This window comes from Cognatundibacterium crateris (genome assembly GCF_010078235.1).
Taxonomy (GTDB): domain Bacteria; phylum Pseudomonadota; class Gammaproteobacteria; order Burkholderiales; family Burkholderiaceae_D; genus Undibacterium; species Undibacterium crateris.
This window is the reverse complement of the sequence record NZ_JAABOS010000013.1, coordinates 12475-31935: the sequence shown is the minus strand read 5'-3', so window position 1 is coordinate 31935 and position 19461 is coordinate 12475. Positions and strand designations below refer to the sequence as shown.

The 19461-nt window shown below is 48.8% G+C and carries 17 protein-coding genes; 12 read left to right on the top strand and 5 right to left on the bottom strand.

Annotated elements, in window-relative coordinates:
* Positions 1 to 4 precede the first annotated feature (4 nt).
* The gene (locus tag EYB48_RS17870) at positions 5 to 760 is read right to left on the bottom strand and encodes a transporter (RefSeq protein ID WP_162021752.1); all 756 of its coding nucleotides are present in this window, start codon (positions 758 to 760) and stop codon (positions 5 to 7) included.
* A gap of 52 nt (positions 761 to 812) precedes the next feature.
* Between EYB48_RS17870 and EYB48_RS17865 the strand changes: the two genes are divergently transcribed.
* Positions 813 to 1430, top strand: coding sequence for a 1-acyl-sn-glycerol-3-phosphate acyltransferase (locus tag EYB48_RS17865; protein WP_162021751.1), 618 nt, complete (start codon positions 813 to 815; stop codon positions 1428 to 1430).
* Between the two features lie 33 nt (positions 1431 to 1463).
* On the opposite strand, the gene lptM is transcribed toward EYB48_RS17865, so the two are convergent.
* The gene (lptM, locus tag EYB48_RS17860; RefSeq protein ID WP_162021750.1) at positions 1464 to 1619 is read right to left on the bottom strand and encodes an LPS translocon maturation chaperone LptM; all 156 of its coding nucleotides are present in this window, start codon (positions 1617 to 1619) and stop codon (positions 1464 to 1466) included.
* Positions 1620 to 1682: 63 nt separating this feature from the next.
* Between lptM and cyaY the strand changes: the two genes are divergently transcribed.
* Complete coding sequence (gene cyaY, locus EYB48_RS17855) at positions 1683 to 1994, top strand: iron donor protein CyaY (RefSeq protein WP_162021749.1); 312 nt, start codon at positions 1683 to 1685, stop codon at positions 1992 to 1994.
* Positions 1995 to 2000: 6 nt separating this feature from the next.
* Here cyaY and EYB48_RS17850 read toward each other — a convergent pair whose 3' ends face one another.
* Positions 2001 to 4277 (bottom strand): penicillin-binding protein 1A, encoded by a 2277-nt coding sequence (locus tag EYB48_RS17850; protein ID WP_235935253.1) that lies wholly within the window; start codon positions 4275 to 4277, stop codon positions 2001 to 2003.
* A gap of 347 nt (positions 4278 to 4624) precedes the next feature.
* Between EYB48_RS17850 and EYB48_RS17845 the strand changes: the two genes are divergently transcribed.
* The 6 genes from EYB48_RS17845 to EYB48_RS17820 all read left to right on the top strand — a co-directional run bounded on the left by EYB48_RS17845 (position 4625) and on the right by EYB48_RS17820 (position 11225).
* A complete protein-coding gene (locus tag EYB48_RS17845; RefSeq protein WP_162021747.1) occupies positions 4625 to 5701 on the top strand; it encodes a pilus assembly protein PilM in 1077 nt (358 codons plus the stop codon).
* Positions 5701 to 6318, top strand: coding sequence for a PilN domain-containing protein (locus EYB48_RS17840; protein WP_162021746.1), 618 nt, complete (start codon positions 5701 to 5703; stop codon positions 6316 to 6318). Before EYB48_RS17845 ends, EYB48_RS17840 begins: the two co-directional genes overlap by 1 nt.
* Before the next feature lie 43 nt (positions 6319 to 6361).
* On the top strand, positions 6362 to 7012 hold the full coding sequence (locus EYB48_RS17835; protein WP_162021745.1) for a type IV pilus inner membrane component PilO: 651 nt from the start codon (positions 6362 to 6364) through the stop codon (positions 7010 to 7012).
* On the top strand, positions 7009 to 7548 hold the full coding sequence (locus EYB48_RS17830) for a pilus assembly protein PilP (RefSeq protein WP_162021744.1): 540 nt from the start codon (positions 7009 to 7011) through the stop codon (positions 7546 to 7548). Before EYB48_RS17835 ends, EYB48_RS17830 begins: the two co-directional genes overlap by 4 nt.
* Before the next feature lie 32 nt (positions 7549 to 7580).
* Positions 7581 to 9692 carry a type IV pilus secretin PilQ gene (pilQ, locus tag EYB48_RS17825; protein WP_235935251.1) on the top strand — a complete coding sequence of 704 codons (2112 nt, stop codon included), beginning with the start codon at positions 7581 to 7583 and terminating at the stop codon, positions 9690 to 9692.
* A 66-nt stretch (positions 9693 to 9758) separates the two neighbouring features.
* Complete coding sequence (locus EYB48_RS17820; protein ID WP_162021742.1) at positions 9759 to 11225, top strand: Ig-like domain-containing protein; 1467 nt, start codon at positions 9759 to 9761, stop codon at positions 11223 to 11225.
* 67 nt (positions 11226 to 11292) lie between these two features.
* On the opposite strand, the gene EYB48_RS17815 is transcribed toward EYB48_RS17820, so the two are convergent.
* Positions 11293 to 11538 (bottom strand): hypothetical protein, encoded by a 246-nt coding sequence (locus EYB48_RS17815; RefSeq protein WP_162021741.1) that lies wholly within the window; start codon positions 11536 to 11538, stop codon positions 11293 to 11295.
* Between the two features lie 410 nt (positions 11539 to 11948).
* Between EYB48_RS17815 and aroKB the strand changes: the two genes are divergently transcribed.
* The 3 genes from aroKB to EYB48_RS17800 are packed head-to-tail and all read left to right on the top strand — an operon-like array spanning position 11949 to position 15500.
* Positions 11949 to 13628, top strand: coding sequence for a bifunctional shikimate kinase/3-dehydroquinate synthase AroKB (gene aroKB / locus EYB48_RS17810; RefSeq protein ID WP_162021740.1), 1680 nt, complete (start codon positions 11949 to 11951; stop codon positions 13626 to 13628).
* 2 nt (positions 13629 to 13630) lie between these two features.
* Positions 13631 to 14773, top strand: coding sequence for a deoxyguanosinetriphosphate triphosphohydrolase (locus EYB48_RS17805; RefSeq protein WP_408058357.1), 1143 nt, complete (start codon positions 13631 to 13633; stop codon positions 14771 to 14773).
* A gap of 13 nt (positions 14774 to 14786) precedes the next feature.
* A complete protein-coding gene (locus EYB48_RS17800; protein ID WP_162021739.1) occupies positions 14787 to 15500 on the top strand; it encodes a DUF4197 domain-containing protein in 714 nt (237 codons plus the stop codon).
* Positions 15501 to 15596: 96 nt separating this feature from the next.
* On the opposite strand, the gene EYB48_RS17795 is transcribed toward EYB48_RS17800, so the two are convergent.
* Positions 15597 to 17618 carry a methyl-accepting chemotaxis protein gene (locus tag EYB48_RS17795; protein ID WP_162021738.1) on the bottom strand — a complete coding sequence of 674 codons (2022 nt, stop codon included), beginning with the start codon at positions 17616 to 17618 and terminating at the stop codon, positions 15597 to 15599.
* Positions 17619 to 18095: 477 nt separating this feature from the next.
* On the opposite strand from EYB48_RS17795, the gene EYB48_RS17790 reads away from it, so the two are divergent.
* Positions 18096 to 19253 (top strand): ABC transporter substrate-binding protein, encoded by a 1158-nt coding sequence (locus EYB48_RS17790; RefSeq protein WP_162021737.1) that lies wholly within the window; start codon positions 18096 to 18098, stop codon positions 19251 to 19253.
* Positions 19254 to 19461 lie beyond the last annotated feature (208 nt).

Genomic DNA, 19461 nt, shown 5'->3' with positions numbered 1-19461 from the left:
AGAATCAGTAGCGCCAGGCGAGGCCTATGCCAAGCTGATGGCTGCGGCTGCTTTGCGTCTGCTTCCATTGCAGGCCCGCATCGAGATCCAGATTAGGGGTGCAGGCATAGATCAGGCCCACAGTCTGATAACGTTGCCAGCGTTTTTCCAGGCGTGATTCCGGCGAAGTCAGACCCAGATCCAGCACAGCTTGCCAGCCTGGGCGGAACTCATACAAGGCCGCGCCCGATAGCCGCCATACGGTTGTGTGCTGACCGCTGCTGGCTTGCTCGTCGCGATAATGGTGCCAGTTCATGTAGACATTGCTGTGTAGCGTCAACTGATCCTGATGGTAGCTGTGTATCAGCGTGGTGCTGAGCTGATAGGCATTGTCGCTCAAGCCTTTACGCTCAGCCCCGCTGGGAATAAAGGCTTCCAGCTTGACGCCATAGCTATGCTGCGCATTCTGAGCAAACAGATATTTGACACCAGCTGAAGCGTCAGCCACACCGGCGAACTGATTCAGTCTGCCTGGCAGATTGAAAAACACATCGAGCTGGTCGCTGGCACCATAGGTGTAGGTCAGCGCGCTGATTTGCTGATTCGTCTGACCTGTGAGGTTGCTGCGGCGGGCATCCGTATTCAGTTCCCATTGCTGTTTTCCCAGGGTTTGTACATTCGGATCTTCAGTCACCAGCGGGTGCGCAGCCCATGCTTGTGGGCTGAGGCAGGAAAGGGATGCGCTGAGCATCAGGATATGAGTAACTGTTGATTTTTGCATCGCTAAAAATTCCACGGCATAATGTGTTTGAAAATTAGCCTACCAAATTTTTATGACAAGCTATCTATTACAAGAAAAATCTTCGGAGACCCTGGTTCAGCGCAGCGCATTGCGCATTTTGCGCCTCATAGGCTGGCAGGTCAGATATAAGCCACTGCCTGGCCCCAGAGGTGTGATCATCGTCTATCCCCATACCTCGAACTGGGATTTTCCTATCGGCATCCTGGCCAAACTCGCGATTGGCATGCCTTTTCACTTCATCGCCAAGTCTTCCCTGTTCGAGGGGCTGACCGGCGCTACTTTAGGTAAAGTAGTGCGTGCGCTGGGCGGTGAACCGGTAGAGCGTGGCAGTTCAACTGGCGCCATCGCACGCCTGGCGAAAACCATGCACAGCGCTGACTGGTACTGGATGGCGCTGGCGCCGGAGGGTACCCGCAGTTTACGGCCACACTGGCGTAGCGGGTTTTACCATATAGCGCTGGAAGCGAAAGTTCCCTTAGCTTGTGCGTATTTTGACTTCAAACGCAAAGAAGTCAGCCTGGTCGACTATCTGACACTCAGTGGTGAGCAAGAGGCAGATATGGAGCAAATTCGTCAGGTTTATCAGGATGTACAGGGCTGTCGGCCACATCTGGCGGGCCCGATACAACTACGTCAGGATCAGCAGTAAGCGTGCATCCGGTCGTTAAGTGAACTCTTCAGTTTATTTTTGCAGTGTGTCCGGATTGCTGCTGAGCGGCTTGGCTTGCGGCACAGATTGCGCCTTGTCCGTCCCCTTGTCCGGCATCGTCAATGGTCCCTTTTGTCCGCAGGCAGTCATCAGGCAAATCAACAGCAGGGATGAAATCAGGGTACGCATCTTGGTTTACCTTAACACCGTATAAAATGGCGTTTTCAAAGATTTAAACCACGGGAGTGTACCATGACTGAAACCGAATTCCTCGATTTGGCTGAAACTTGCCTCAAGCAAGTGGAAGAGATGTTCGAGCAGGCTTTCGAAGACGATTTATACGATGTAGAGTGCGCACGCAGTGGCAATGTACTCACGATAGAGTTTGTGCAGAACGGCTCAAAAATGATCGTCAACAGTCAGGCGCCAATGCAGGAAATGTGGCTGGCTGCACGTAGCGGTGGATTCCATTATAAATACGACGGTCAACACTGGCTCAATACACGCGATGGCTCAGAATTGTTTGCGACCTTGTCCCGGCTGGCGCAGGAACAAGGCGCTTAAGCCTGCTTACTCTTCGATGACTTTGGTCGTTGCAGATAAGTCCGTTACTGCTGTACCCGGTGGATTTTCTGCATAGTAGAAATCTCCGTTGACCGAAATAATTCCATTTGGAATAGGGCGCTCTTCGATAGGAATATCTTTGAGCGCCTTTTGCATATAACCTATCCAGATCGGCAAGGCCAGTCCGCCACCGGTTTCTCTGTTTCCGAGGTTCTTCGGCTGATCGAAACCTATCCAGGCGATTCCCACCAGTTTAGACTGATACCCGGCAAACCAGGCATCGACCGAGTCGTTGGTCGTACCGGTTTTACCGGCCAGATCAGTTCGTTTCAAAGACATTGCCTTGGTCGCGGTGCCAAAGCGGACCACATCTTTCATCATGCTATCCATCAGGAAGGCATTGCGCTCATCAATCACTCGGTTATTTTCATCACCGGCTTTTTCCGGCGCTGCCTGTACCAATACCTTGCCATTGGTATCGGTGATTTTAGAAATTAAATAGGGATTGATTTTGTAGCCACCATTGGCGAACACCGCGTAGCCTGCCGCCATCTGCAAAGGCGTGACCGCACCGGCGCCTAAGGCCAGAGTCAGGTAGGGAGGATTTTTCTCGGGAATGAAACCGAAGCGGTTGGTGTATTCCTGGCCATACTTGGCACCGATGCGATGCAGGATACGGATAGAAATCATATTTTTCGATTTGGTCAGTCCTTTACGCATAGTCATAGGACCTTCGTATTTGCCATCATAGTTTTTGGGTTCCCAGGCCTGACCACCGGTCTGACCGGCATCGAAGCTCAGCGGTTCATCATTAATAATGGTGGCTGGAGACAGACCTTTTTCCAGCGAGGCAGAGTAAATAAAGGGTTTGAACGAAGAACCGGGCTGGCGCCAGGCTTGTGTCACATGATTGAATTTATTCAGGTTGTAATCGAAACCACCGACCAGGGCTTTAATCGAGCCATCCACGGTACTTGCTGCGACAAAAGCCGACTGTACTTCAGGCATCTGGGTGATTACCCAGTTTTTGCCTTCCTGCATAACGCGTATCACAGCGCCGCGCTGTATGCGCTTGTTAGCCGGTGCTTTTGCAGACAGACCGCTGGCTGCAAAACTCAGACCGGCTTCTTCGATGCGAATTTCTTCGCCAGTCGCTAATACGGCTCTTACTTGCTTGGGATTCACTTCGAGCACCATCGCCACCAGCAAGTCATCGCTGTTACTGTGATCGGCTAATTCTTTTTCGATGGCTTCGTCAGCCGCTTCTTTGCCAGATGGGATGTTGATGATGGCTTCCGGACCACGATAACCATGCCGTTTTTCATATTCCATCACGCCGCGGCGCAAGGACAGATAGGCGGCATCCTGATCGGCCTTGGTAATGGTGGTGTATACATTCAAACCACGGGTATAGGTTTCTTCTTTGAATTGCTCATAAACCAACATGCGTGCCATTTCCGACACATATTCAGCATGGACTCCAAAATCGCTGCTATCGGTCTTGGTAACCAGTTCTTCGTTGCGCGCCTGTTCAAATTCCGCATCATTTATGTAACCAAGTTGTTTCATTCGTTGCAAAATGTATTGCTGGCGCACCGTCGCACGCTTGGGATTGGCGACCGGATTGTAGGCTGAAGGTGCTTTCGGTAAGCCTGCTAACATGGCTGCTTCGGCAATGCTGATGTCTTTAAGTTGCTTGCCAAAATAAATCTGGGCAGCGGAAGAAAAGCCATACGCGCGTTGGCCCAGATAGATCTGATTCATATAAATTTCGAGAATCTGATCCTTGCTCAGGTTCTGTTCTATCTTCCAGGCCAACAGAATTTCGTAAATCTTACGCTTGAAGGTTTGCTCGCTGGAAAGGAAAAAATTGCGCGCAACTTGCTGGGTAATGGTTGATGCGCCTTGTTTCGCGCCACCGCTCAGATTGTGCAGCGTAGCCCTTGCAATGCCCAGATAATCGACGCCACCATGCTCGTAAAAGCGATCATCTTCTATCGCCAGTACCGCCTTTTTCATCACATCCGGTATCTCATTAAAACGCACCACATTTCTGCGTTCTTCGCCGAATTCGCCAATCAGCACATGGTCTGCCGTGTAGATGCGCAAGGGCATTTTCGGGTTATAACTGGTAATTGAATCAAGCTCAGGCAGATTGGGGTAGGCCATCGTCAATGCAAAGCCTATCATTAACGCAGCTGCAAGGATCAGTCCTGTGATGATGAACAGGGTATTGAGCAATATCCGGCGCAGTAAGCGTGGTTGTTCAGGTGCAGTAACCATGTTTTTTTCCGGAGTTGTGTTTGTTTGAGCGGACATGAATTTTTACAGTAACGATTGGCAATTTGCATTATAACGTCTCGGCGATGCTGTTCTCGTTCAGCTTTGCTGCAGGATGTTTCTGTGAGCTAAAGAAAAACGTTCGTGGACAATTGGCAACGTAGCTGGGGGCTGCTCTGCGGAAATTCTTTACCAATGCGGTCTATATTGCTAGCATTTCATGTAAGCTTGGATAATTGTTTCGTAAATTGCGGTTTTTAAAGACTTTTTTCTGCGCAATTTACATTTATCCGGTGGTTTTGTTTCAATTTGTAAAAAACACACATCAACGTGTTTATGAGGGGATATTCTTGGCTTTAGATCTTGCTTCACTGCTCGGCAGAAAAAATCCGCCTCTCATCGGTCTGGATATCAGTTCCTTCGATATCAAGCTGGTTGAGCTCTCAGAGGGAAGTAACAAGGCTTTCCGTCTGGAGCGCTACGCGTCTGAACCTTTACCTAAAGGTGCAGTACTGGATGGGAATATAGAAAATATTGAGCAAGTGTCGGACACGATACGGAAACTGTTAAAAAAGAGCGGTACTTCAGCAAAGAATGTCGCACTGGCGATGCCAGCATCAGCGGTTATCACGAAAAAGATTTTCCTTCCGATGACGCTCAGCGATCAGGCACTCGAGGTGCAGGTCGAATCTGAAGCGAGTCAATACATTCCCTTTTCTATGGATGAAGTGAGTCTGGATTTCTGCGTGATCGGCCCGGCCGCGAACCAGGAAGATGTGGAAGTCATGCTCGCTGCTTCCCGCAAAGAAAAAGTAGAGGACAGGGTTGCTGTTGCTGAAGCGGCCGGTCTGCAGTCGAAAGTCATGGATATTGAATCTTACGCGGCGCGTTCGGCAATGCAGCGTTTGATTGAAAAACAGGCCAATGAAGGCCGGGACCAGATTTACGCGATGTTTCAGATTGGTGCCAAGCGTACCTATATTTACATCATGCTCAATGGTGAGGTGGTGTACGAAAGAGAGCAGCAGTTTGGTGGAAGTCAGCTGACGCAGGATATCGTGCGCAACTATGGATTGTCGCAGGAAGAGGCTGAGATTAAGAAGAAAAATGGTGACTTACCCGACAGTTATGAAATGGAATTGCTGGAGCCCTTCCTGGAAAATGCGGCGCTGGAAGTAACGCGTGCGATCCAGTTCTTTTTCACGTCGACACTTTATACGCGGGTAGACCAGATTTTCCTGACCGGTGGCTGTGCTGTGGTAACCGGACTGGTGGATATCGTGGCGGAGCGTACAAAAATTTCTACGGCGGTAGTCAGCCCATTCAAAGGAATGGAGCTGGCGCCCGGCGTCAGTGAAAAAGCATTAAGAAATGATGCGCCAGCCTATACAGTTGCCTGTGGTCTGGCCTTGCGGAGATTTGGCTGATGATAAAAATTAATCTTCTTCCACACAGGGAAGAGAAGCGCAAACAGCTGATCAAGGATTTTTATTCTTTGCTGTTGTTGTCTGCCATCGTTGGTGCGTTGATCACGGTGGTGGTCGGTGCGATTAACGCACGTCAGATTGGTATCCAGAACGACCGTGTGAATTTCATTAAGAAAGAGAATGCCGTCCTGGATGAAAAAATCAAGGAAATTGCCAATCTGAAGCAGGAGATTGACTCGCTCAAGGCACGTCAGCAGGCAGTTGAGGATTTGCAGGGCGATCGCAATCAGCCAGTCTTTCTTTTGCAGGAACTGGTTAAGCACACTCCGGAAGGGGTTTATTTGCGTGCTCTGAAGCAGGATGGTCAGCGTGTTACTGTGAATGGCTATGCGCAATCTCAGGAAAGGGTGGCGGAGTTCATCCGTAATCTTGGCAGTAAATCCGAATGGATGTACAAACCTGATCTGATCGATATTCATTCCGCTGGCATCGGTCAGGGACGCGATGCAAAAAAAGTGTCTGACTTTTCTGTGAATGTAGGCATTAAGCGTCCACGTGAGAAAGATGAGGCACCAGCCTCTGCCGCTGAGCTGGCGAAGCCTGGCCCTGCTAAATGAAAGTAAATGACATCAGTCAACGAAGAGAATTGGAAGGTCGGGGATGGCAATAAATGTTCAGGAAGCGTTTGATGATATCAGCGCTCAATTTAAGGACCTGAATGGTCTGCATCCGGGGCTGTGGCCTATCGCGCCGCGGCTGGCTGCGGCATGCGGCGTGCTGGCAGTGGTGTTAGGTCTGGGCTGGTTTTTCTACTGGAGTAGCCAAACCGAAGAAATCGAAGCACGCCAGCAGGAAGAGCTTAGTCTCAAGCAGCAGTACCGTGACAAGATGCAGCAGGCGATCAATCTGGATGCCTTGAAAGATCAGCGTGCCTTGGTGCAGCAATACGTGGCGACCATGGAAAAGCAATTGCCGAGTAAGGCAGAGATGGATGCCTTGTTGTCCGATATTAACCAGGCTGGTGCTGGCCGGGGTCTGCAGTTTGACTCGTTTAAACCTGGCGTGCCGGTAATCAAAGACTATTATGCAGAATTGCCTATCGACGTAAAACTGTCAGGTAACTACCATGATTTGGGAGAATTCGTGTCTGATATTGCAAAATTGCCGCGTATCGTCACTCTGAATAATCTGTCGATTTCTGCGAACAAGGATGGCTTGCTGACCCTGGATGTCGTTGCGAAAACTTTCCGCTATCTGGATAAAGATGAAGTACTCGCCCAGGCTAATTTGAAAAAGGCGCCCAAGAAATGATGCGTAAATTTCTAGTTTTGACGGCCTTGCTGGGGCAAACACTGATGCTGAGCGGCTGCGGTGACAATGGCGCATCTGAGCTCACAGAGTGGATGGAGTCGGTAAAAAAAGAGACCAAGCTGGTCACGCCCAAACTCAATCCGCCTAAAGTCTATGTGCCTGTTTCCTATGAAGTGAAAACGGAAGTCGATCCCTTTAATCAGGAAAAATTGCTGGCAGTGTTGGCTCGCATGAAGCCCGACAGTGGGAATGGCTTGCGACCCAATATGGACAGGCCACGTGAAGAGTTGGAAGGTTATCCGCTGGATGCCTTGAAAATGGTAGGGGTGATAGAAAAGAAATCAGCCCGTATCGGCTTGGTACAGTCGGATAAAAAAGTGTATCAGGCCAAGCAGGGTGGTTACATCGGACAGAATTTTGGCTTGATCACAAAAATTACCGATGTTGAAATCCAGATTAAAGAAACGGTCCAGGATGCAACAGGAGAATGGGTTGAACGTAATGTTAAGCTTGAGCTGCAGGGGAGTCAGAAATGAAAGCGTTGATAAATACAAGTAAAAGGGGCGCTATGTTTGTCAAAGCCTGTTTCCTGTTACTGATGGGGCTGACACAGTTGGCTTTTGCTCAGTCGAACAGTATTGAGTCTTTGGTCACCAATCAGCAGGGGGCCAATATTGTCGTCAAGATCGGCATGAAAAATCCGCTGAACAAGCAGCCCGCGGGTTTCTCGATTGCCAGCCCATCCAGAATTGCACTGGATTTTCCTGATGTCACGAATGGCACAGGTAAAAGCACTGTGGATGTGAATATCGGTGATCTGCGTACTGTCACGCTGGTCGAGGCATCTGGCCGTACCCGCATGATTTTCAATCTCAACAAGCCGCTCAACTATGCCGCTACGATAGAAGGAAAATACCTCATCGTAACGATAGATGGTTCCGGTGGTGTCGCTACCGCAGTGAATTCACAAGGCTTGCCAGTGAATCCTGATGCGGCTCCACAAGGCAAACTAAGTTTGCGTGACATTGATTTCCGTCGCGGCGTCAATGGTGAAGGCCGTGTCGTCGTAGATCTGCCTCTGAATCAGGTTGCTGTCGATGTGCGTCAGCAAGGACAGAAAATACAGGTGACTTTCCTGAAAGTCGCTTTGCCGGAAATTCTGCGCAAACGCCTGGATGTCGCGGATTTTGGCTCTCCTGTGCAGACGATCACCACAACACCAAATGGCGAGAATGTACAGATGGTGATCGAGCCTAAAGGATTGTGGGAACAGAGTTCGTATCAAAGCGACACACAATTCGTGCTCGAGGTGCGCCCGATTAAGGAAGACCCGAATAAACTGGTGCAGGGCACCCAGGGTTACCGTGGTGAGCGAATTTCGTTTAACTTCCAGAACATCGAAGTCCGGGCGATTTTGCAGATTATCGCTGAGGTCAGTGGCCTGAACGTGATCGCCAGTGACACGGTGACCGGCACAATCACCTTGCGTTTGAAAGACGTACCTTGGGATCAGGCGCTGGACAATATTATGCAAATCAAGGGTCTTGATATGCGTAAAAATGGCAATGTGATCTGGATTGCCCCTAAAGATGAATTGCTGACCAAAGAGAAGCTGGAACTTGAGCAAAAGGCGCAGATTGCAGAGCTGGAGCCTTTGAAAACCGAGGCTTTCCAGTTGAATTATCAGAAAGCAGAAGCATTCAAACAAGTATTCGGTGTGGATGGTTCTTCCACAAATCGCCTGTTGTCCAAGCGTGGCAGCGCAGTGATAGAACCTCGCACTAACCAGCTGTTTATTACTGATATTCCATCCAAGATCGAGGAAGTCAGAAAGCTGATACAGAAAACGGATATCGCATCAAAACAGGTGTTGATCGAAGCCCGTATTGTAGAAGCAGATGATAAGTTCAGCAAAAATCTGGGTGTGAAATTAGGCTTTGCTGACATGCGTGGCTTGCGTGGGGGTGACGTCGGTTACCAGTTGCAAGGTAATCAACGGGTTGCATTGACTGGCAATTACCTCGGCGTGGGTGAGCAGACTGGCCAGGCGAAGATCACGGATCAAAGTTATATCCCGAACACTCAGTTTGTGTCTTTGCCTGCAGCTGGTATTAACGGCTTGAATCCGGGTAGTTTAGCGGTCAGCCTGTTCTCTTCAGCGGCAAACCGCTTCCTGAATCTGGAATTGTCCGCATTGGAAGCAGATGGCAAGGGTAAGATTATCTCCAGCCCACGCGTGGTGACTGCTGATCAGTTGAAGGCACTGATCGAACAAGGTACAGAGTTGCCGTATCAAGTTGCAACAGCCAGTGGTGCGACCTCGATTTTCTTCCGTAAAGCGACTTTGCGACTGGAAGTTACGCCACAGATCACGCCTGATGGCAATGTGATACTGGATGTGGAAGTGCATAAAGATAGCGTAGGCCAGGAAACCAGGATGGGTTTTGCGATCGATACAAAAGAAGTGAAAACCATGGTTTTGGTTGAAAATGGTGGTACTGTGGTATTAGGGGGTATCTTCCAGCAGACCGAACGTGATAATGTGACAAAAGTTCCGTTTTTTGGTGATTTGCCACTGTTTGGAAATCTGTTTAAGAGCACAGGGAAAACCAACGATAAAACGGAGCTGCTGATTTTTATCACGCCGAAAATTATGGCGGATCGTTTCAGCAACAAATAAGCAAAATCACGGTATTTTTTAACTGACACAATCTAATTCATGTATTTGTTCAACTACAGGTGTTCCATGGCTATGTTTCTCCGGTTACTGACTGGTTTGTTTTTATCAGCCTTCCTGGCTGCTTGCGGCGGTGGCGGCGGCTCATCTGGAAGTAATTCATTTGGCAGCACCGATCCAGGTACAGGCCAGACAACAAAGACCGGAAAAATGGATGTTACTCTTTTTGACAGTAACGGCAGTCCTACCAACGTGATTAACAATGCAAATGGATTGATCGCCCGGGCACGGGTCTACAACAATACGGGAACTCCTGTGGCAGGCGTTGTAGTGAAGTTTGGCGTTGATGATGCTAATGTGGCAACCTTGTCGCCTAGCACAGGTTCTGCACTGACGGACCAAAATGGTGTCGCTGAAATTGCCATTAAAGCTGGCAATCCGGGTGCGGCAAGCATCACTGCCAGTGCAACCTGGACAGGATTTGCGGCAATTTCTGCCAAAGCAACTTTCTCTGTCGGTTCACTCCCAGGTGCAATTCCATTTGCTGTTAATTTTGTTTCAGCCAGTCCAAGTACCAAATCGATCGTTATCAAAGGAGCTGGTGGTAATGGCCGCACCGAAATTGCATTGTTGACCTTTAAAGTTGTTGATAGCAATAACGGTGGTATCGCCAATAAAAAGGTTAATTTCACTGCCAAGAGTTCTGCACCTGTGAATTTAGCGACCACGTCAGGGGTGACTGATTCAAATGGAAATGTGGTTGCAACCGTGTCTTCAGGCACGCAGCCAACGTCTGTTTTGGTCAGTGCGACAGTTGATGGAACCAGCATCGCAACAAGCTCAGATACGGTCTCCGTGACTACAGGTGTTCCGACCCAAACCAGCTTTAGTTTAGGCGTAGAAAAAATCAATGTTGAGGGGTTTGATGCTTTCGGCATTGAGAACAAATTGACTGCGTATTTAGCAGATGCGAATGGAGGTGTGGTTGCTGATGGCGTGCCTATCGTATTCAAAGCGGATAGCGGTGCTATCGTTGGTGATGGTGGACTTGCGGACACAGCAAGATGCTTAACAAAGAATGGTAGCTGTTCAGTCACTTGGCGCAGTCAGAATCCTCAATTACCTGTAGTGCGAGTGGTTGCAACTGCAGTGAGTGGCTCAGAGAACTTATCGGCCAATACTGGTTTTACCAATAGTGCGTCCTGGAATCCTACCGTTGAAGGCTGGCAACCGAGTGTCGTCTTTGGAAGTGCGACCTGCGGAGATTTAAATTATAAAATATACCTCTCAGATCGAAATGGTTATCAACTTCCAGCGGGTACTGTATTGAGTTTTATAGATAGCACTAACGTGACAGCAACGATATCACCAACTACGATAACGGCATTCAATACTATAGATTTCAAAAAAACTGAACATACAGTCATTTTAAAACCAACAGATAAATGTCCGAAGGGATCTGGAGTGACCACTTTACAGATTGAAACTCCAAACAAGGTCAAGGAAACTAAGGTTATTTCGATTACTTATAATTGATCTATATGGTTTGATGTGAAATTTTTCCCTCCGGAAATCGATATCTAAGACTCATATCGGACGGTAATTACTCGCAGTAGTTAGGTGAATATTCATACCGTTTTTGCGAGTCTTCCAGACTGCCTGCTACACGCAGGCAGTCTGCTTTTCGCAGGTCGATTTGTCTTACTTTCCTTGTCAGGCTCTGGGATGCAGTAAATTCGTTTGATTCGCCTGAGTCATCTTCCACAACTTCCCCTGTCACCTGGGTCTTGAGCCTCGTTTCTTTCGTATTAGCCCATCTTATTCCTGCAATTTTTTCATCTGCTGCCATAGATGCAGCATCTTATGCGATACTGTCGTATAAGGCTTTGGTATGAAAAGATGGTCAGCTGAGTTGGGATTTTTCGTTCCAAACATGCTTGAACGCTTTGCATTGATTTGTCAGCCGGCTCCCTCAATAGGCATGACAATATTAAGATGTGCATACCAAAATTTGGCATTTTCAATATTCAGTGATATTGAAAATAGAGAAAACAGAATTCAATACTCAGATCAGACTTCAGTCTTGATAGGAGAACAGAATGAACTTGTCCGACTAAAGTAAGACAGTGAAATCGTTGAAACGCTGTCTAATCAGAATTGGCAGAGTAAAGCAATACGACTGCCTCCGATTCGCTCCCGTGAAGAAAGTAGCCTGGGACATTTCTTTCTTGTTGATTTCGTGCAGAAGGTATTGGTGCAATGAGTTACGGTAGTATTTTCCTGGTGGGATTGATGGGCTCCGGTAAGACCACGGTCGGCCGGGCCCTGGCAAAAAAACTCAATAAACGCTTTATTGATTCAGACCATGAAATCGAGGCGCGAACCGGCGTCTCGATTCCTGTCATTTTTGAGATTGAAGGCGAAGCCAGTTTCCGTCAGCGTGAAGCCGATGTCATTCGCGATCTGACTGCGCAAGACAACATCATACTGGCCACCGGTGGTGGCGCCATCCTGAACCCCGAAAGCCGGCGTTTGCTGGAGCAGCGCGGCACCGTGATTTATCTTCGTGCCAGCATACACAGCATTTTGCAACGCACCCGCAACGATAAGAACCGCCCTTTGTTGCGCACGCCTGATCCACGTAAAAAACTGGAAGAGCTTGAGGCGCAGCGCCATCCCCTGTATCAGGAAATTGCCCATGTCGTGATTGAAACCGGTCGCCCGAATGTGCAGCATCTGGTGCAACATATTCTTGATAAACTTCCTACTCCCAGTCCCGATGTGCCGCAACTGACGGCGACAGTTATGAATAATTCCGTATCATCTATAAGCTCTGCTTTGAGCAGCAATGCAGGCATTCAAACCTTGCATGTCAATCTGGGTGAGCGTAGCTACCCTATCTATATTGGTCAGCATTTGCTGAATGACGCGCCTATCCTGACAAAAGCGATACAAGCAAAGCGCGTCGTGATAGTGACTAATACCGTCGTTGCGCCGCTCTATCTGTCTGCTTTGCAGCAGCAACTGCAGGATATCGGTAAGACCGTGTCTGCCGTGATTTTGCCGGATGGAGAAGAGCATAAGCATTGGACTACCCTGATGCAGATTTTCGATCATTTGCTGGAACAAAAATGCGACCGAAAAACCTGCCTGATTGCTTTAGGTGGTGGCGTGATTGGTGATATGACGGGATTTGCCGCTTCTGCATTTATGCGCGGTGTTCCGTTCGTGCAGATACCGACCACTTTACTGTCACAGGTGGATTCATCAGTGGGAGGTAAAACCGGTATCAATCATCCGTTGGGAAAAAACATGATAGGTGCGTTTTATCAGCCACAAGCGGTGCTCGCCGATACAGCGACCCTCAATACCTTGCCCGATAAAGAATTGTCGGCAGGACTCGCCGAAGTCATTAAACACGGCGCGATTATTGATACGGATTTTTTTGTCTGGATAGAAAAAAATATAGAGGCGTTGCGCGCCAAAGATCCGGCCGCACTTGCTTATGCAGTAGCACGCTCCTGTGAAATCAAAGCTGAGGTTGTGCGCCAGGATGAGCGCGAAGGTGGTTTGCGTGCCATACTGAACTTTGGCCACACTTTCGGTCATGCGATTGAATCTGGTATGGGCTATGGTAACTGGTTGCATGGTGAGGCAGTGGGTTGCGGTATGGTGATGGCAGCAGATTTATCCTGTCGTCTGGGTTATCTGGATTTTGTGTCGCGCACCCGGATTAAGCAACTGGTGGAAGATGCAGGCCTGCCGGTCACCGCACCTGATTTGGGAATTGAACGCTGGCTGGATTTGATGGAAGTAGATAAGAAAAATGAAGGAGGGCAGATTAAGTTCATACTGCTCAAGCCCCTTGGCTGCGCTCATATTACATCTGCACCCAAGGACAAATTATTAGAGACTTTAAGTCATAGTATTCTGCCCTGACGATGATGTTTTCCGACACGCATTTAGCTTCCTATGCCGCCCAGTCTGCGAGTTCGCGAGGGCGGCTTTTTATTGAGCCCGGTTCCGATACACGCAGTGAGTTTCAGCGTGACCGTGATCGCATCATCCATTGCTCAGCTTTTCGCCGGCTGGAATATAAGACCCAGGTGTTTGTGAATCATGAAGGTGATTTATTCCGCACCCGCCTCACGCATAGCCTGGAGGTGGCTCAGATTGGTCGCTCAATCGCACGCAATTTGCGTTTGAATGAAGATCTGGTTGAAGCCATCGCACTGGCGCATGACCTGGGCCATACGCCTTTCGGTCATGCCGGGCAGGATGCCTTAAATAGCTGTATGGAGGGTTATGGTGGATTCGAACATAATCTGCAGAGCTTGCGTATCGTCGATGCACTGGAGGAGCGCTATGCTGCGTTTAATGGCTTGAACTTATGCTTCGAAACACGAGAAGGCATACTCAAGCATTGCTCGCTCACGAATGCTCGGCAACTCGGCGACCTGGGTTTGCGTTTCATCGAAAAAACGCAACCCTCGCTGGAGGCCCAGCTGACGAATCTGGCAGATGAGATCGCCTATAACAACCATGATATTGATGATGGTATACGCTCAAATTTATTAAGTGAGCAGCAGATGATGCAAGTCAGCCTATATGCGCAGCATCGTCAAATAGTGGAAACGATGTATCCTGGAATTCAAGGCAGGCGCGCTATCTCTGAGACGATACGGCGTATGATCAATACGCTGATTACGGATCTGATCTCGACCTCGCAGGCGCGTATTCTGGATGTGGCGCCAAAGACGATAGAAGATGTCAGAGCAGCGCCAAAACTGATTGCATTCTCTGATGCTGTACACTTACAAGCCAGCGAGTTGAAGCATTTTTTATTTCAGCACTTGTATCGCCACTATCAGGTGAACCGCATGACATCGAAAGCCCGCCGCGTGGTACGTGAATTATTTGATGCCTTGATGCAGGAGCCAGGTTTGCTGCCGCCTGATTATCAGAATCAGCGCAAAGATGATACGCAGGTACAGGCCAGAAAAATTGCGGATTATATTGCCGGTATGACCGACCGCTATGCGATGCGCGAACATCGTCGTTTATTCTCTATCCATGAAAGTTAATGCAGGAGTTCTTATGAATCTTTTTTCAAATGCCAATTCAAAAAAATCTGTGAAAGCCGTATTTACGACCAGCCTGCTGGTTGCAAGCTTCAGCGTCAGCGCACTGTCATTCAGCGATCTGAGTAATCAGGATGCGAGTACCGGGCTGAAGGCCGCACTGGATAAGGGCTCGGTGGCTGCAGTTGCTAAGCTGGGCGTGGAGAACGGTTTTTTGAATAACGATAAAGTCAAAATTCAATTGCCCGGTTTATTGGAACAAGTCAGACCAATATTGAAGATGACTGGTAAGGGTCAGCAGTTAGATGAACTGGTCGTTTCTATGAACCGTGCGGCTGAAGCGGCAGTTCCTATGGCAAAACCCTTGCTGGTGAATGCAGTCAAATCGATGACGCTGACTGATGCGAAAAACATTTTGACCGGTGGTGAAACATCGGTGACTGATTTCTTTAAACAAAAAACTGCCTCACCGCTGATGCAGCAATTCCGACCTATTGTGAAAGGTGTTACCGATAAAGCGGGATTGTCGGCGAAATACAATAGCGTAATGGGCCAGGCGCAAAAGCTGGGTGCGGTATCTGAGCAGGAAGCAACGGTCGAAGGCTACGTCACACAAAAAGCTTTAGACGGTTTGTATTTGATGATTGCTGAAGAAGAGAAAGCAATACGTCAGGATCCACTGGGTGCAGGCAGTAAAGCGATCAGCAAAGTATTTAGTCTGCTCAAATAAAATCTTGCCGCGCCGTGATAGGCAACAGTCCCTAATTATTGCTGCTTGCCGCCGATAAGTGCTGGTGCAGCTTACTATCGGCGGCGCTTGCGCCGGCTACCTGAGCTGCCTGCGATCCAGCCCTGAGACACGTACAACATTCGCTGTAGTTGTTTCGGTTTTAAACTGGGCAACCAGCTCAGAAAGCCGGTCTGATTGTTCCCGCATACTTTCCGCAGCAGCGGCTGCCTGTTCGACCAGCGCTGAGTTTTGCTGGGTCATTTCATCCATATTCGTGATGGCATCATTCACCTGATGTATACCGGTGCTTTGTTCATTGCTCGCATTACTGATTTCATTGACCAGACTCGCAACTTTACGAATGTCCTCGACGACCCTGCTCATGGTACGTCCCGCCTCATTGGCCATCGTGCTGCCTGATTCAACTTTGTTCACGGAATCATTGATCAAGCCCTGAATATCTTTAGCTGCAATCGATGCGCGTTGGGCCAGGCTGCGTACTTCCCCCGCCACCACCGCAAAGCCGCGCCCCTGCTCACCGGCTCTTGCAGCCTCTACCGCTGCATTGAGTGCAAGGATGTTGGTCTGGAACGCAATGCCATTAATCACATTAATAATTTCCTCGACTTTTCTGGAGCTGTCGCGGATATCATTCATGGTTGCCACCATGCGACTGACAACGAGTCCGGCTTGCTCTGCAACTTCGGTGGCAGAATTCACAAAGCGATCAGCCTCTCTCGCATTTTCTGCATTTTGTTGCACCGTAGAGGTTAACTCTTCCATGGAGCTGGCCGTCTCTTCCAGAGTGCCAGCCTGGACTTCGGTTCTCGTTGATAAGTCGGCGTTGCCGCTCGCAATTTCTCTGGCTGCAGTCTGTATGCTGGCAGATCCTGTCCGCACTTCCTGAACGACTTGCGTTAAGCCTTCTCCTATGCCGTTCATTGCGGTCAGCATTTTGCCTATTTCATTGTCGCTCTTCGCTTCTACTCGATGACTCAGATCGCCGCTTGCCAGCGAATTAGCCAGGGCGGTGGCCTGTTGAAGAGGGCGTGTTACAACGCGGCTTACCATCGCCATAAAGAGCAGGCCGCCTGCAACTAACAGGGTAATCGCTAAGCTACCCAGCCAGATGATCTGTTGCATACTCTCTTCCGCCAGCTCGCTACTGTTGACGCTACCGGCAAGTATCCATTTCGTGGTGGGAATCGTACGGAAGACAAGCAGTTTTTCTTTAACTTTTGTATCCGTCTGTTTGCTGTCGGCTGAGTCGTAACGCAGCAATCCCTGTTTTTTTTCCAGCATGGTTTTCACAAATAACTGGCCATCAGCTGATTTCGAATCAAGGATGTTATTGCCTTCGTCAGAGGGATGTATCATCAGTGTCCCTTGTTGCTTGCCATCTTTCATATCAAACGCGTAGAAATAACCCGTACTCTTAATTTTCATCGCTTTGATTTTTTCTTTGAGCAGGCTCAGTGTGGGGTCGATATTGATACCTATGAATATCGCGCCTGCCAGCTTTCCATCACTACCCATGAATGGGTTGTAGTAAGTCATATAATTTTTGCCAAACAGTTTGGCGGCACCGGTGAATTTTTTTCCTTCCATGAGCAGGGGATAGGCTGGGTGTGCTTTATCCAGTGCCGTGCCGATTGCGCGCTCACCGTTCTCTTTTTTTAAGGAGGTCGAGACCCTGATAAAATCATTGCCATCCTTGACGAAAAAAGTCGCAATTGCACCGGTACGGGCAGTGAATGCGTCGACTTGTTCATACTGATTATTGATGAGCTGCTCATTCAGCGTGAGTGCAGCTATGCTTTTTCCGGCGACACTGATTTTTTGATCGGGATTAACCGCCAATTTTTCACCCAATTCAACGCGAAAATTATTTCCTGTTCTTTCAGCGTCCGCTTTTACTGCGCTGTCAAAGACTTCAAAGCTGTCATTAATTGAATCAAGTAAATCGGTGATGTCATTGATCGCACCTTGCTCTTGAGAGCGGTGGAGACTGTAGGCCACTGCACTGGTGAAAATCAAAAATACGAGTACTGCACCGGTGAATACACTGACACCGAGGAATTGCCCGATTTTCTTTTCCTTGTTTGAAGGCGTTTTCATATCGCATCCATTTTCCCAAATTATGGCTGTTGGCCTTGAGTTGCTTAAAACTCAGAAAATTGTTGTCCTGTATCAATATGTTAGGCAACTATTTTTAGAAGTACAGACTGTCACCCGCGGTTTTAACAATAAATTGCATAAGCTAATAAACTTGTTTTTTTATGTTCATTCAATACATCTGGGATCGACGCACAATTGTCGCAGCAAGGAATAGTGGCTCAGATAGTCCAGACGATTGACTGTTTTAGCTTGCAGCAATTTATGCCTCATCGGGTTTTGTGCAGAAGCTCGTATTGCTGTACCAAAGCCTGGAGTTGGGGATTGCGTAGTTTCACTTAAGTAGATCTTGTTGCAATGCGGCATGAAGATTTCTGTTAATTTGTAAGGAGCGCATATTCACAGAACAGCCACACAAGAGAGCTTGCATGAATAGTGCAATGGTAAGTCGTAAAACAACACCAAACTCTGGAGACCGACATGTCCTACAAAATGAAATCCCTGATTGCTGCTGCATTAGTTAGCTGGTCTGCTGCCGGTATGGCAGCTGAACCGATCAAAATCGGTGTATCTGGTCCATTCACTGGTGGCTCCGCGCCTATGGGTGTGTCCATGCGTGATGGCGTCAAACTGGCTGTGGCTGAGATTAATGCGAAGGGCGGTGTGCTCGGACGCCAGATTCAATTAGTAGAACGTGATGACGAAGCGAAGAATGAGCGCGGTGTGCAGGTTGCACAGGAATTGATTAATAAAGAAAAAGTCGTCGCTACAGTCGGTTATATCAACACTGGTGTCGCGCTCGCTGCGCAGCGTTTTTACCAGGAAGCCAAAATTCCGGTGATGAATAATGTGGCGACAGGCAGCGTGGTGACCAAGCAATTTCTGCCACCGGATCACAAGGATAACTACATCTTCCGCACTGCAGCCAATGACACCATACAATCGGCCATGATCGTGGAAGAAGCGGTCGGCAAGCGCAAATTTACCAAGGTCGCGATTCTGGCTGACTCTACCAACTATGGACAGCTCGGTCGCGAAGATCTGGAAAAAGCACTGGCGGTGAAAGGCGTGAAGCCGGTTGCAGTCGAAAAGTTCAACATCAAGGATGTGGACATGACGGCCCAATTGCTCAAGGCGAAGCAGGGTGGTGCACAGGCCGTGCTGACCTATGGCATAGGACCTGAGCTGGCGCAGATCGCCAATGGCATGGAAAAGCTGGGCTGGAAAGTACCGATGATAGGCAGCTGGACTCTGTCTATGGGTAATTTCCTCGACAATGCCGGTAAAAATGGCGATGGCGCTACTATGCCACAGACTTTTATCCAGGAGCCGAATACGCCTAAACGTAAGGCATTCATCGAGGCCTATCAAAAGTCTTATAAAGTCGAGCGCATTCCTTCTCCTGTCTCCGCTGCACAAGGCTATGACTCGATCTACCTGTTGACCGCAGCTATCCGTCAGGCCGGCACCACTGAGGGTGAAAAAGTCCGTGAGGCGCTGGAAAACCTGAATGAAAAGGTAGATGGCGTCGTTACGACTTACAGCAAACCATTTACCCACGACGATCACGAAGCGATTAAAGCTGGTATCCCGGTCATGGGTGAGGCCAAGAACGGACACATCGTTCAGGCCAAATAAACAGCTGGTTTTTCCTGGTATTTTCCTTGTGGTGCAGACCGCTGATTGTTTGCAGCGGTCTGTACTGACTCACCATCACATCTGTTGTACGGCTTCAGTCTGAACCTGATACGGCTTCTGGCTGGCTGTCGGCACATGTTGAGAGGATAGGGGGCAGGATCAGCCTTTCCACTGTTTAAGCCGTGGCAGAAGCTGAATCCTGACGCAC